General features: G+C 53.9%; 13 protein-coding genes. 12 read left to right on the top strand and 1 reads right to left on the bottom strand.

What is annotated here, in order from left to right; genetic code table 11:
- Nucleotides 1–100: 100 nt before the first annotated feature.
- Nucleotides 101–856, top strand: coding sequence for a conjugal transfer complement resistance protein TraT (gene traT / locus OGY83_RS17750; RefSeq protein ID WP_286636485.1), 756 nt, complete (start codon nt 101–103; stop codon nt 854–856).
- A 179-nt stretch (nt 857–1035) separates the two neighbouring features.
- Here traT and OGY83_RS17745 read toward each other — a convergent pair whose 3' ends face one another.
- On the bottom strand, nt 1036–1308 hold the full coding sequence (locus tag OGY83_RS17745) for a hypothetical protein (protein WP_286636483.1): 273 nt from the start codon (nt 1306–1308) through the stop codon (nt 1036–1038).
- Between OGY83_RS17745 and OGY83_RS17740 the strand changes: the two genes are divergently transcribed.
- The 11 genes from OGY83_RS17740 to OGY83_RS17695 form a co-directional block, all read left to right on the top strand.
- Entirely contained in the window at nt 1210–1440 is a 231-nt protein-coding gene (locus tag OGY83_RS17740; RefSeq protein WP_353622051.1) for a DUF2726 domain-containing protein, read from the top strand. The two genes, OGY83_RS17745 and OGY83_RS17740, sit on opposite strands and share 99 nt — an antisense overlap.
- 47 nt (nt 1441–1487) lie before the next feature.
- Complete coding sequence (gene traD, locus OGY83_RS17735) at nt 1488–3686, top strand: type IV conjugative transfer system coupling protein TraD (protein ID WP_286636481.1); 2199 nt, start codon at nt 1488–1490, stop codon at nt 3684–3686.
- Nucleotides 3686–8860: a conjugative transfer relaxase/helicase TraI gene (traI, locus tag OGY83_RS17730; RefSeq protein ID WP_286636480.1), complete on the top strand. Its 5175-nt coding sequence runs from the start codon at nt 3686–3688 to the stop codon at nt 8858–8860. The genes traD and traI overlap by 1 nt, the downstream gene beginning before the upstream one ends.
- Nucleotides 8857–9585, top strand: a complete 729-nt coding sequence (gene traX / locus OGY83_RS17725; RefSeq protein WP_286636478.1) for a type-F conjugative transfer system pilin acetylase TraX — start codon at nt 8857–8859, stop codon at nt 9583–9585. Before traI ends, traX begins: the two co-directional genes overlap by 4 nt.
- A gap of 58 nt (nt 9586–9643) precedes the next feature.
- Nucleotides 9644–10204, top strand: a complete 561-nt coding sequence (gene finO, locus OGY83_RS17720; RefSeq protein WP_286636476.1) for a fertility inhibition protein FinO — start codon at nt 9644–9646, stop codon at nt 10202–10204.
- A gap of 370 nt (nt 10205–10574) precedes the next feature.
- Complete coding sequence (locus tag OGY83_RS17715) at nt 10575–10835, top strand: replication regulatory protein RepA (RefSeq protein WP_286636475.1); 261 nt, start codon at nt 10575–10577, stop codon at nt 10833–10835.
- A 215-nt stretch (nt 10836–11050) separates the two neighbouring features.
- Nucleotides 11051–11131, top strand: coding sequence for a RepA leader peptide Tap (gene tap / locus OGY83_RS17710; protein WP_353622050.1), 81 nt, complete (start codon nt 11051–11053; stop codon nt 11129–11131).
- Nucleotides 11124–12143, top strand: a complete 1020-nt coding sequence (gene repA, locus OGY83_RS17705; protein WP_286636473.1) for a plasmid replication initiator RepA — start codon at nt 11124–11126, stop codon at nt 12141–12143. The genes tap and repA overlap by 8 nt, the downstream gene beginning before the upstream one ends.
- A gap of 594 nt (nt 12144–12737) precedes the next feature.
- Nucleotides 12738–13013, top strand: a complete 276-nt coding sequence (locus tag OGY83_RS25315) for a replication-associated protein RepA4 (RefSeq protein ID WP_502873119.1) — start codon at nt 12738–12740, stop codon at nt 13011–13013.
- Between the two features lie 79 nt (nt 13014–13092).
- Nucleotides 13093–13299 carry a hypothetical protein gene (locus OGY83_RS17700; protein ID WP_286636470.1) on the top strand — a complete coding sequence of 69 codons (207 nt, stop codon included), beginning with the start codon at nt 13093–13095 and terminating at the stop codon, nt 13297–13299.
- A 90-nt stretch (nt 13300–13389) separates the two neighbouring features.
- Nucleotides 13390–13817 (top strand): alpha/beta hydrolase family protein (locus tag OGY83_RS17695; protein ID WP_353622047.1); only part of this gene is annotated, 428 nt, incomplete at its 3' end.

Raw genomic sequence — 13817 nt, 5'->3', positions numbered from 1 at the left:
ACTAGTTAACTCGAAATTTTCGAGTAATTTCTTTTTGCCTGTTGTTGTTATTCTGTAGTGGATAACGGCCGTTATCGTTTTCTTTTTAATAAGGAATATTATGTTCGCTAATAACATTTCTCATAAAAACAAAACAAAAGTATTTGCAGCTGCTCTGGTTCTTGGGGCGTTTATGCTCTCTGGATGTGGAGCGATGTCCACAGCCGTAAAAAAGCGTAACCTCGAAGTTAAAACTCAAATGAGTGAAACCATCTGGCTGGAGCCTTCCTCTGAGCGTACCGTTTATCTGCAAATCAAAAACACTTCTGATAAGGACATGAGTGGTCTGCAGGGTAAAATTAACAGCCAGGTACAGGCCAAAGGCTATCGTATTGTGAGCAATCCTGCCGATGCGCACTACTGGATTCAGGCTAATGTGCTTAAAGCGGATAAAATGGATCTGCGTGAAGCCCAGGGATTTCTGAACCGTGGCTATGGCGGTGCCCTTCAGGCAGCTGCTTTGGGAGCAGGGATCACTGCTTATAATTCAAATTCTGCAGGTGCAACGTTGGGTGTAGGACTGGCTGCAGGCCTCGTAGGTATGGCTGCCGATGCGATGGTTGAGGATATCAACTATACCATGGTGACCGATGTTCAGATTGCCGAACGTACAAAGGCAGAAGTCACCACTGATAATATTGCAGCTCTTAAACAGGGACGCTCCGGTTACAAGGTGCAGACCAGCTCTGAAACCGGTAATCAGCATAAGTACCAGACTCGCATCGTTTCCAGTGCCAACAAGGTCAACCTGAAGTTTGAAGAAGCAAAACCCGTTCTGGAAGATCAGTTAGCGAAGTCTATCGCCGGTATCCTGTAATACCTCCTTTCTAAAAGCTACTCCTGCTCTTTTACAGGCAGGAGTGCCGCAGTAAATAAATTTCAGCAGGTTTTTAATGAACATCAGGCTTCTGTGTGGTGCGACTCTTCTCGTCGTGCTGCTGATTGTCTGGTTCGTTAAATCCGAAACAGGCCATCGCTTTAATACATCAACACTTCTTAAAACGCGTCTGTGCTATCAGCAGCGACCGTTTTTTGACAGATCGGGAACGCGTGTTTTTCAGACAGCTTTGCGCGGCTTTCTCCGGCAGTCACCTGCTTGTCATGGCTCAGGTCAGACTTGTCGATGTTGTCTAGGTCAGAGCGGGGATAGGTGGAAGGGAAAGGCTTTCGCTGTTTCGGCAGATTTCGCAATGGCACTGCGATTTTGTTGTCATTGATGCCCGTAATTTTTCGGTCAAAGCCATTATTGAGCTGGATGACCGTTCGCATCTACGGCCAGAACGGCAGCGTCGCGATGCGCTTTTCAATATCGTTGTCACACAGGCGGATATCCCGCTGTTGCGCCCCCGTTCGTTAAAACAGGCCAGTGAAGTGGCCGCCTCTGTTCTCCGTACGCTGTGATCTGCTGATTCAACATTCTTTTCGCTCTTTAACAATCGGACGTCCCTATGAGTTCAACCAAGCATATTACGCAGGGTGGACAGGTTTTCAGCTACATGCTGAACATGTTCATGCAGGTTAATAAACGTGTTTCATTCTGGCTTATGTGGTTTTTTGTCATTTTTTTACCGCTGTTTTTCTGGCTTCGCCTCCCGTGGGAAACCATCCGTAACGGTGGTCTCTACTGGTGGCTCTCGATGACTGCACGTGGGGAGAAGGCGTTATACCGCGTGGCACCGGTGTATGACATTCCCTGGAACGGCCAGACCCTTCATGCGACCTCTGAGCAGATACTGAAAGACGACTACATGATCTGGGCCGGGAATATGTTCCTCCAGGAGCTTTATCTGGCCCTGTTCTGGGCGTCTGTTGCGGTTGGCGTGCTAGCCTTTCTGATTTTCCGTTTTCTGCGTCGCCTAGGGGAAAAACAGGCACAGGATGAACGGATGGGCGGACGTGAACTGACCGACGACGTGAAAGCCGTTGCCCGGGAGATGCGTCGCCGTGGCGAAGCGTCCTCCATCTGTATCGACAGCCTTCCCCTGATGCTCAACAGTGAAGTGCAGTACATGATGATGTACGGCACACCAGGTGCCGGTAAATCCAATACGCTCAATAAGTTGCTGAAGCAGATCCGGGCGCGTGGTGATATGGCCATTGTCTACGACAAAGGCTGTTCCCTGATTAAAAAGCATTTCAGTGAGCGGGATGATGTTCTGCTCAACGCGCTGGACAGACGCTGTGCTTACTGGGACATGTTCCGTGAGTTTGAGTCCATCCCGGATTTCGACAGTGCAGCAAATACGCTTATTCCGATGGGCACCAAAGAAGATCCGTTCTGGCAAAGTTCTGCCCGTACCATTTTTTCAGCGGTTGCCTACCGTCAGAAAAAGAAAGGTATTCACTCCTACAATGCCCTGTTACGCACGTTGCTGGCCATCGATCTGAAGGCGTTGCGTGACTATCTGGCCGGCACGGAGGCCAGTAACCTGGTCGAAGAGAAGGTTGAAAAAACAGCCATTTCCATCCGCAGCGTCCTGACTAACTATGTGAAGGCGTTACGTTATCTGCAGGGTGTCGAGCGCACAGGGCGCCAGCCTTTCACCATCCGGGAGTGGATGAGTACGGTGAACGATCCGCAGAAAAAACAGCATGGCTGGCTGTGGATCACCAGTAATGCCCGTCAGCACGAGTCCCTGAAGCCGCTGATTTCCATGTGGCTGGCGCAGGCGTCGAACTGCCTGCTCGGTATGGGGGAAAACCAGCATCGTCGCATCTGGTTTATCTATGACGAACTGCCCTCCCTCAACAAGCTGCCGGAACTGCCGGGAGTACTGGCTGAAGCGCGTAAGTTTGGTGGTTGTTTTGTGCTGGGATTCCAGGCTAAAGCTCAGATGGATTACACCTACGGCAAGGAGTTTGCCGATGCCATGCTGGGGCTGGTCAACACCCGTTACTTCTTCCGCTCACCGTCCAGTGCTGAGGCCGAGTGGGTACAGCGTGAAATCGGGCAGCGGCGTGACAGGGTCTTCAGTGAGCAGTACAGCTACGGTGCTGACACGGTGCGTGATGGCGTTTCCTTCAGCAAGGTGGAAGAAGATCGCTACCTGGTGAACTACACCGATATTCAGATGCTGCCGAACCTCAGCTGTTATGTCACGTTCCCCGGTGATTACCCTGCCGTTCGCATGAGCATGCGGTACGAGAAGATGAAGGACTGCGCGGAAGAACTGCTGCTGCGCGACATCAACGACACGCTTGACCCAGAGGTGGAAGCCGAAATCAACCGCCGTACGGAAGAAGAAGGCGATGTGGCCGCGCTGCTTGATCGGCTGGAGAAAAGGGATGCGGGAGAGGAGGCATCTCCGGACAGTGCAGGTGCCCCAACAGCGACTAAAAAACAGACATTACAGGATAGCGTTTCAGCGACTTCGGTTGTCGGGAACGCTGCCGTGGCGACGGCTGCTGCTGCTGACAGTCATCCGATAGATTCTCCGCAGGTCCCGACTGAAACAGAAGAACGTATCAATAAAGAAACGGGCGAAATCCTGTTACCGGGCGATGAAGGCTATGAAGAACGGACGGGGAAAACGGATGACCTGACCAGTTTGTCCATCGCGTCCATGCGGCAGGAAGAACGCAACCTGGTGACGCACACCCGACAGCCTGAGCGCGAGGTGGATGACGGTCGGGAGGTGGACTGGTAATGCTGAGTATCGCTCCGATTGCCGGTGGTGGCGCCGGTTATTATGCCGCTCAGGACAACTACTATTTTCTCGGCAATCTTCAGTCCCGCTGGCTGGGAGAAGGTGCGAAGGCACTGGGACTGGACGGTGTTGTGGATGCGCATCAACTGGATGAACTGATTGCCGGACGTTTGCCGAATGGTGAGAGTCTGGAACACATGTCCGGGGGTAAAAATGTGCACCGCAGTGGCTATGACCTGACCTTTTCCGCCCCAAAAAGTGTCTCTGTGCTGATCGCTCTGTATGGCGAGTCTCGCCTGCTGGATGCGCATAACCGGGCTGTGGAAACAGTCAGTAAGGAAATAGAGGCTATGGTGGGGACTCGTGTTATGACCGACGGGATCAGCCAGCATGCGCAGACCGGAAAGATGGTGGCAGCAACATTCAACCACGACACCTCACGTAGCCTTGATCCGCAGATCCACACTCACCTTTTATTGTTGAATATGACTGAAAAGGACGGGCGCTGGTCAACCCTTTCCAGTGACAGGAAAGGGCGCACTGGCACTATCGATGTGTTGTATGACAACAAAATTGCGCTGGGGCAGATTTACCGTCACGAACTGCGGCGGCAGGTTGAAGCTATGGGATATGAAACCGTGAACGTCGGCAAGCGGGGACTGTGGGAGATTAGGGACGTCCCTGTTGATATTTTCTCGACCCGCAGCCGGGAAATCCGTGAGGCTGCCGGGGAGAATGCCTCTGCAAAATCGCTTGATGTGGCAGCTCTCGATACCCGCCAGGCCAAACAGAAGGAGCCGGACCGGGATGAACTGCTCACAGAGTGGCATGAGCGCATTGACCGGACCGGATTCAGCTATTCCGCATTCAGGGAGAAAGCGCAGGCACGTGAAGCGCAGTTACGCGCAGAAGCGTTACCGTCAGGTGCCGGGGAGAAAAGCAGTGTATTGCCGGGGCAGCCCCCCTCTGTCTCTGCTCCTCTTCAGCAGGCGGTATCAGGGGCGATCTCCCTGCTCAGCGACCGTAAAACGCAGTTTACCTACTCAGAGGTGCTGAGCCGGACACTGGCGCAGGTGGAGGCGGAGCCAGGTATCATCGCGCAGGCGCGCGCCGGTATCGAGCTGGCCATCAGCCGGGGAGAGCTGGTACCGCTCGACAGGGAGAAGGGGCTTTTCACTTCGTCTGTACACCTTCTCGATGAGCTGTCTGTGCAGCAGCTGGCACAGCAGATGATGAGGGAGAACCGGGTGATGGTGACGGCCCGCCCTGGAGATCCATTACAGGGGGTAATGGCGGTACTGGCTGACACGTTGCCGGCTGTGGCCATTATCAGTACCGGTCGGGGAGCCGGAGCACAGCGTGAGCAGGTGCAGGCGGCCGTTGATCTGGCAGAGGCCCAGGGGCGTCAGGTTCAGGTTTTTGCACCGGACAAAAAAGGTGCTGCCTTTCTGTCGGAACAGGCAGGTCTGGCCGGCAGAGTTCAAGGTAAGGAGTTGTTGTCGGGAGATGAACTGACCACGGATAGTACACTGGTGGTGGCGGGGGCAGAGAAGTTGTCCGTGAAGGAGACGATTACGTTGCTTGACCAGGCGCTGCGCCGCAATGTGCAGGTCCTGTTGATGGACAGCGGCGGGCGTCAGGGCACCGGTAATGCACTAGCCACGCTGGAAGACGCAGGTGTCGTACGTCTGCGGGGAGGGCGGGATAACTACGTCAGTGTATCCGTTGTCAGTGTGAGGGATCGGCGTCAGCGTTATGCGCAGCTGGCTCAGGATTATGCCGTGTTGCATGCGCAGGGAGAAACGGTGGTGGCGCAGGCTCCGGGACGTGAGCAGGGAGCCGTTGTACAGGCCATTCGTCAGGAGCTGAGAAGTACCGGGGCGCTGGGAGACAGGGAAACGGTGATTCAGACGCTGACACCGGTGTTTCTCGACAGTAAAACCCGCCGTCTGACCGACAGCTACCGGGAAGGACAGATTCTGGAGCGGTATGATGCGGAACGCCGGAAGACAGAGCGTTACACCATCGACCGTGTGACGGCCCGTAGCCGTAAGCTCACGCTGACAGGAACGGACGGGCAGTCTCAGTTAATAAAAATACGCGACCTGGACAGCAGCTGGCGCTTATATCAGCCGGACACGCTGGCTGTGGCCGAGGGGGATAAACTGATCCTGACGGGAAAACACGGAAAACTGAGCGCAGGTGACAGTGTCACTGTGGAGTCAGTCACAGAACGCACGCTGACCGTGCGTCAGGGGGAGAAGCGGCATCGTCTGGCAGTTGCTGATGGTTTGAAGGTCGGTCAGGGGTATGTCACCACACCCGGCAAGTCCGTGAATGAGCAGGGAACCGTGCTGGCGGCAGTTTCTGCCCGTGACACGCAGGCGCAGACCCTGAACACGCTGGCAGTCAGTGGTGACCGGATTCAGATTTATACCTCCCTGTCAGAAGATGAAGCGCATGCCCGCCTTGAACGTTCTCCTCTTTATCGTCAGGCCCGGGAACAGGTCAGTCCGGAGGGCCGGCCACTGGATATTGCGATGCAGGAGGCAAAATCGGGCCTGATGTCTGTCGCGGAGAAGGCCGTGCGTCAGGCCATTGCAGTGGTGCAGGGCAGCAATGTGGTGTTTTCCCGTCTCGATGTGGCACAGGAGGCGCTGAAAGCTCACCCGGACATGACATTTTCAAAGGTCGGGACAACGTTCCGAACGCTGGTTCAGCGCGGCGAAGTGCTGGCTGTGCCGGGTGACAGAAGCGGAACCCGCTATGTCCCTGCCGAAACCTGGCTACAGGAAAAGGCCATTATCCGTACGCTGGCGGAAGGGAAAGGGACACAGCCTCCTCTGATGCAGGAAGTCAGCGATTCACATCTGCACGGGCTGACTGCGGGCCAGCAGGCGGCCAGCCGACTCATTCTGGAAAGCACCGACCGGTTTGTGGCCATTCAGGGCTATGCCGGGGTGGGTAAAACCACCCAGTTTCGTAGCGTGCTGGCCGCACTGAATACCCTGCCGGAAGGACAGCGACCGGAGGTGGTGGGGCTGGCGCCCACGCACCGGGCCGTCAGTGAGATGCAGAGCGTGGGGGTGAAGGCGCAGACCATTTCGTCATTCCTGATGGATACCGAACGGCGGCAGCAGACCGGGGAAAAGCTCGATTTTTCCAGAACACTGTTCCTCATCGATGAGAGCTCGATGGTGGGAAACAAGGATATGGCCGACACGCTGACGCGTATCGCCGGCGCCGGTGGACGTGGCGTGTTGTCCGGTGACAGCCTGCAGCTGCAGCCGGTGGCCAGTGGTGCGCCATTCACGCTGATGCAGCAGCGCAGCGCCATTGATGTGGCCGTTATGAAGGACATTGTGCGCCAGACGCCTGAGTTGCGCCCCGCGGTTTATGCCCTGCTCGAAGGGCGTGCGCCGCAGGCGCTGGACACCATCCGCAGCTTTTCACCGGCTCAGATTCCGCGTGAAGCCGGGGCATATGTTCCTGTTTCCTCTGTCACTGAAATCCGCCAGACGGCTGAGCAGAAAGAGCAGGCCGGGGACCGCGTTATCAGTGCCATTGTGGATGATTACACCGGCCGCACCTCAGAGGTCCGTCGGCAGACCCTGATTGTCACCCAGACCAATGCGGATGCACTGGCAATTAATACCGGTATCCATGACCGCCTCCACGCAACGGGAAAAACCGGTGAACGGGAAGTGACTGTTCCGGTACTGGTCCGTGAAAAAACACTGACCGAAGTCCTGAAGTCTGTCGCCGGACTGGCGCAGCACAGTGGCGACATTGCTCTGATAAACCAGCAGTATTACACCATTCACAGCCCGGACCGGACGGGCGGTGTGGTTATGTTGCGGGATACGGAAGGCCGGGACCATCTGCTCTCGGCCTTTGAGAGCAGCCTGCGGGATATCGCAGTGTATTCGCGTCGTGATATCCGCCTGTCCGAAGAGGACCTGGTGCGTTTCACGCGGCAGGACCGGGAGCAGGGACGGGACACCCAGACTCTGTGGGAAGTCAGCCGGATAGCAGATAACGGCGATATCACGCTGAAGAACGGGGAAAATACACGGCTGATTCAGCCCGGACGTGACATGACGGATGCGCATATTGATTATGCCTATGCCGGAACTGCGCACCGGGCGCAGGGGGCGAGTGAGGCCTTTGTGATTGCGCTGGCCGGGGCAACCGGTGCGCGCCAGCGACTTGCCTCCCTCAGTGATGCGTATGTGGCGCTGTCGCGTATGAAGCAGCATGTGCAGGTCTATACCGATGACAGCGGCAGGTGGCTCTCTGCTGTTGCGGGGAGTGAAAGACGCCAGACGGCACATGATATTCTGGAGGCCGGGCAGGATATCCGGGCTGTTTCCGGGCTGAAATTATGGGAGCAGGCCCGCACGCTGAACGACAGTGCTCTGGGGCGGGCGCTGTTACGGGAAACGGGACTGTCTCCGGACGGGGAGGCCCGTTTTATCAGTGGCAGCAGGAAATACCCACAACCGCATATCGCCTGGCCAGCTTATGACCGCAATGGCCGCCAACAGGGTGTCTGGCTGAGTGAAATTCGAATGGATGGGGACGGACGTCTGCAGGGGATCGGTGAGCAGGGGCGCCTGCTGGGGCATGAGCAGGCGGACCTGGTTGTGCTGCAGCAGAGCCGTAGTGGTATGACGCTGACGGCAACAGAGCAGCAGCAGGCGCTGGAGATGGCCCGCCTGCATCCTGAGCATGGGGTGATACTGAAGCAGGTGCCGGGGGCATTGCCGTCCTGGCTGGCAGAAAAACTGACGCAGGGCCGTGAGCACATACCGGACGCAGACCTGATAACCACACAGAGTGCACAAAAGCCGGACAGTGAACTTCTGAGCCTGACTTCGCCTGAAGAGAGAACGCGACAGGAAGCGGAAAAAGCCATTATGACCGCGCTGAGGGATGAAGAGAGTATCAGTCTCCTGCCAAAAGAAGATCCGGAGATGGCCGCACAGAAAGCGGCAGAACAGGAGCTGGCAGAGCGGGGAGCAAAATATGCAGAGCGCGATGCGGCAAGGGAGGAGAAAGTGCTGGAGCGTCTGGCTCAACAGGAACTGAATACTATCAGGCGACAGTATGCGCAGGACGTGTTGCGGGAGAATGAAAAGGAGCTGGTTATCAACAGGGAGAAGACACTGTGATACAGGATAATGCTAAGGCGGGTGTTCCATTCCTGAGCATCACCCCCCTGCAGCGTGATGTCATCAAAATTATCGCCTTTCTGGCTATGGGTGCAGACCATATCGCGACAGCAACCGGTGTGGGCTCTCCGTGGCTTAATGTGCTGGGGCGGTGTGCTTTCCCGTTGTTTGCACTGGTCTGTGGCTGCAATCTGGCGGGAAAAACGGTAAGGCAATCTTCCCTTAACCGACTGTGGTTGATGGCTTTACTGGCACAACCCGCCTTCTGGCTGGCATTCCGGGATGCCGGGAACCAGTGGTGGCAACTGAATATTCTGTTTTGCTTTGCTCTGGTGCTCCAGTTATGGCGGTTTGTGCAGAACCCCGGCGCAGTTAAGGGACTCCTGGCTGGTACCTGCGTGGCGTTTTATCTGCCTCTCAGTGCAGCCAGTTACGGCTGGGTTGGTCTTGTTATGGTGGCCATAGCAATCATGGTCTGGCAGGTGAAAAGCGCGTATCAGGTGGCTGTATTCGGTCTTTGGCTGATAACGGTGGTGACGGTGAATAGTTCCAGTCATGGAATAGCAGCGCTCTCTGGGGTATTGCTGACGCTGGCCGTGGTATATGGGGTGTATGCTCTTGTTCCGGCGTCAGAACAGCGGCTTCGGACCAGTCGGTGGTTTGCAGAGGGTTACATCATTCAGTTGTTGCTGATAGCCCTTGCGGTTACATCGTTTCGGGCTTAACGGAGTGATTGAACATTGTTTAAAATCCTCCAGGAAGAAACATTACAGGCCAACAGAGATGAATGAACAGAAACGTCCCGTTCTGACGCTTAACCGAAAGAGTTCTACGGAATCGCCGATACGTCGGCGAAAGCAGGTTGTCCATGTCACCACACCACCGGCGTGGAAGGATAAAAAGCAGAGGCTGGCTGAAAAGGCCGCCCGGGCTGCAGAACGGGCAGAAAAACGTAAACAACTTCTGGCGGAACTGAATATATATCAGAAAGTGCAGCCATTGGATGATGCGCTGGCACAGCTGAACACCTGGTGGCCGGGATTGTTTGAGGGGGGGAATCTTCGTCCGATGCAGTGTGGTATTCGTGAGCTGTTGCTTGCAGACATTGAAGCCCGAAATCTCCCCGTTTCCCGTAAACAGGTACGACGCGCCCTGAAGTCAGTTGCCTGCTCTGAAGCGTACCGTAAGACCATAATTACTGGCGTCAGCCGGTATAACCATATGGGGGAAATTTGCGGGAGTGTCACAAGTGAAGATGAGCAGGATGCAAGGGGGCGTCTGCAAAGACAACGCAGCCAGAATGAGCGTAAAGCCGAGCTTCAGGCCGCACTCGAAAAGTTATAAAAAATCCCTCCATCATGGGATGGAGGGAAAAACACCTAACTAACATTCGTTATCACAAGGGCTTCAGATGAAGCCTTGCAAACACATAATAACAAAGGTTTATTATACGGTGAAGTATGAGTGATTTGTCTTAATCTCTGTTTTAAACACCTTGAGCTGACGCCTTCGCGCGGCTCAGTTGTCCAACACCGGAAACGGGAAAAATCCAGTTTTCCCCGTTTCCGGTGTTTCTGATAACAAAACCCTTAAATGATCAAACTATGCGTCAGTGCGCCAACACTGACGCAAATCATGTTTCTCAAGTCGCTGATTTCAAAAAACTGTAGTATCCTCTGCGAAACGAATCCTTATTTGATCCTGGGGAGGCGAGATGTCGCAGACAGAAAATGCAGTGACTTCCTCATTGAAAGAAAAGCGGCTTGTGCGCAGAGGTAAGCCAATGTCTGACTCTGAAAAGCAGATGGCTGCTGTTGCAAGAAAACGTCTCACGCATAAAGAAATTAAAGTGTTTGTCAGCAACCCCTTGAAAGATCTCATGGTTGAGGTTTGCGAACGAGAGGGGCTCACGCAGGCTCAGTTTATTGAAAAGCTCCTCAGAACTGAGCTGCAAAAACTGGGGATGCTAAAGTAAAGACTTTACTTTGTGTAATAGCGTGCTAGATTACTGATCGTTTAAAGAATTTTGGCTGGCCACGCCATAAGGTGGCAGGGAACTGGTTCTGATGAGGTGTCTACCCGGGACCAGAAAAGCAAAAACCCCGATAATCTTCTTTAACTTTGGCGAGTGAAAAGATTACCGGGGCCCACTTAAACTGCATAGAAGCTGTTGCTCTATGCAGGGAGTATATGTGCATGCTCAGAAAAATTCAAGAACCGATTCTGTGCTTACTCCTTCCGTGCAACATAAGCGCAGGAAGGTGTGACTGAAAGGCTCCATCCGCAACACTGGAGTCAGTTATCTCCCGAAGAGCAGATCCGTTTCTGGGAAGAGTATGAAGCTGGCAGGACGACGTCTTTCCTGATTGAGCCGGAAAGAAAACGTACTCTGCGTCGTCGTGGCGAACACTCCACCAAACCTAAATGCGAAAATCCGTCCTGGTTTCGTCCTGCACGCTATAAGGCTCTGGGCGGTCAACTGGGATATGCCTATAATCGTCTGGTGAAAAAAGATCCGGTTACCGGGCAATACAGCCTGCGTATGCGCATGTCCCTGCATCCGTTCTATGTACAGAAGCGCGAATTTGCCGGTCGTAAATATGCTTTCCGACCAGAAAGGCGGCGTCTGCTCGATACCATCTGGCCAGTGCTGGTTAGTTTCAGCGATGCCGGTACGCATACCGTGGGGATGTGTGTGTCCCGTCTGGCCAGAGAAATCAGCCCCAAAGACAGCAAAGGAAACGTCATCCCTGAACTTGAGGTGACGGTCTCCCGACTTTCACGCCTGCTGGCCGAACAGGTCCGGTTTGGTGTGCTGGGTGTGTCAGAGGAAAGCATGTGGGATCGTGAAACTCGCCAGCGCCTGCCGCGCTATGTCTGGATCACACCCGCCGGCTGGCAGATGCTGGGCGTCGACATGGTGAAACTGCATGAACAACAGGTGAAGCGGTTGCGTGAAAGTGAAATCCGCCAGCAGCTTATCCGGGAAGGTGTGCTGAACGAAGATGAAGATATCTCCGTACATGCCGCCAGAAAACGCTGGTATCTGCAGCGTACTCAGGACGCACTGAAACACCGGCGTGAGAAAGCGGCCGCGCGTAAGCGTGCTAACCGCCTGAAGACGTTGCCAGCCGACAGCCAGATTTATGAGATGTCACGGCACATCCTGAAACGCATGCCGGCAGATGAAGCGTACTGGTGCACACCAGAGCTGCTTCAACAGTTAGCCATCAGGGAGTTGTACCAGCTTGAACTGACGCTGGCAGCTGCGCCTCCTCACTAGCCGTTTCGGCTCCAACAGTACAAATCATCGCCAGCCCCTCCGGGGCTTCTGGCGCTGGCTTCGTTCAGCTAAAAATCCCCACAACTATCCTAACCCCCCTCAGACGGTCGTATCCGGCCATAAAATCGCTCTCCGGCCGTCAGAACGCAGCCCCGTTGTTTCGTTTATCCACATAAATCCGCAAACAAATAAGTACTGAAAGCAGCAAATGGAAAACAGCAAACCCGCAATATATTCCTGAACCCTTTTATTAATCCTCTGCGTAGTTTCACCGCAGAGAAATTCTTTGTCCCTGAAACCACAGTGAACAATTACAAAAAGGCCTTCGCTTGCAGCGGCTAACGCCGCGCCGCTCAGAACCTGATGCACCTCCCATCGCTCCGCGACGGGCCCCGAAACCAGCTCCGTTTAGTTACAACACACAAAATATCCTTTCATAAAACCCACCCAGTCCGTGCAAATCTGTCGCTCCATACCCCCACCCACCACTGAAAAGCGACGACGCCCCGGCCCGAAGGGCCGGAACTACATCGCTTTTAATGATGGATGATGTAACTAAACTTCTTCGTTGCTGTCAGTAGTGTTGCTGGCAGTTTGTCATACACGCCCGTAAGCGGCCCTCACGGCCCGCTAACGCGGAGATACGCCCCGACTGCGGGTAAACCCTTGTCGGGACCACTCCGACGGCGCACATCAACACCTGAGCCGTATGACCGCGGGTTATGGCTTTACAGGGATGGGGAGGTTAATAGCGATCTTCTATCGATCAACCGGCTACGCCGGGCTACGGCGCCATTCAGCGACAGTGCCATATTTATCATTTGCTGGCGCCTCCATGCCGCTTTGCGGCATCAAAACCATGCAGAGTAATTGGTATGTTTTTCCGAATTGATACGACTTTACCCACGAATAAAATAGAAAAACCATCTATTCCTGAGGAGATAATGACATGATAGTGACTATCTATATTGCCTACATTTTGATTGCTGTCATGAATACTTGGTATCTGACAACACAGTTCAAACTTAAAAAGGAACTGGCAGTATCAGGCTCTTCCCCAGAACAGCTTAAAGAGAACCGTATCAGTATCGGACTCTGCATGCTTATTTATCTGGTGGATATTCTGTTTGCCACAATAACAACCAGTGTTGCCTGAGAGACTGTCTGAATAAAACGTCACATACAGTAGACCTTATCGCAGCAGGCTACAGTGTGGGATTAACCGGGCCAGGACAGCGCGACAAAAATGGTCACCATGTTGCCAAGTTTCCGTGGTGAGGATAAAAACCCTGGTCGCTATGAAATGTTCTATGGTGAATTAGATGATATTGAAGCAGCTTATGATTGGTTATCGAAGCAGAGCTATGTCGATCCGGAACGTATCTATCTCGCAGGCCACAGTACTGGCGGTACACGAGTTCTGCTTGCAAGTGAGTATAGTACCAAATTTAGAGGCTATTTCAGCCTTGGGGGAGTACCAGATCTGAAAGCTCGCGTTGAGGGTGGCGAAATGTCGGTAATAGTTCCTTTTAAACGAACTAAACGAGAGTTTCAACTACGCTCTCCTGCCAGATACGTTAAATCGATCAAAAAACCTACATGGTATTTCGAAGGAGAAGAAGCTTATTGGCAAGCATTTGACAATATCGCAAAAATTGCTAACAAAGAAAAAAT

The sequence above is a fragment of the Citrobacter sp. Cpo090 genome, assembly GCF_030332665.1.
In the GTDB taxonomy this organism is placed as follows: domain Bacteria; phylum Pseudomonadota; class Gammaproteobacteria; order Enterobacterales; family Enterobacteriaceae; genus Citrobacter; species Citrobacter portucalensis.
The sequence above is the reverse complement of the archived record's forward strand: the minus strand, read 5'-3'. Positions and strand labels throughout refer to the sequence as shown.

Coding starts and splice junctions, on each gene's coding strand:
- traT (WP_286636485.1), top strand. CDS start 101: ATGTTCGCTAATAACATTTCTCATAAAAACAAAACAAAAGTATTTGCA.
- OGY83_RS17745 (WP_286636483.1), bottom strand. CDS start 1,308: ATGCGAACGGTCATCCAGCTCAATAATGGCTTTGACCGAAAAATTACG.
- traD (WP_286636481.1), top strand. CDS start 1,488: ATGAGTTCAACCAAGCATATTACGCAGGGTGGACAGGTTTTCAGCTAC.
- traI (WP_286636480.1), top strand. CDS start 3,686: ATGCTGAGTATCGCTCCGATTGCCGGTGGTGGCGCCGGTTATTATGCC.
- finO (WP_286636476.1), top strand. CDS start 9,644: ATGAATGAACAGAAACGTCCCGTTCTGACGCTTAACCGAAAGAGTTCT.
- OGY83_RS17715 (WP_286636475.1), top strand. CDS start 10,575: ATGTCGCAGACAGAAAATGCAGTGACTTCCTCATTGAAAGAAAAGCGG.
- tap (WP_353622050.1), top strand. CDS start 11,051: ATGTGCATGCTCAGAAAAATTCAAGAACCGATTCTGTGCTTACTCCTT.
- OGY83_RS17700 (WP_286636470.1), top strand. CDS start 13,093: ATGATAGTGACTATCTATATTGCCTACATTTTGATTGCTGTCATGAAT.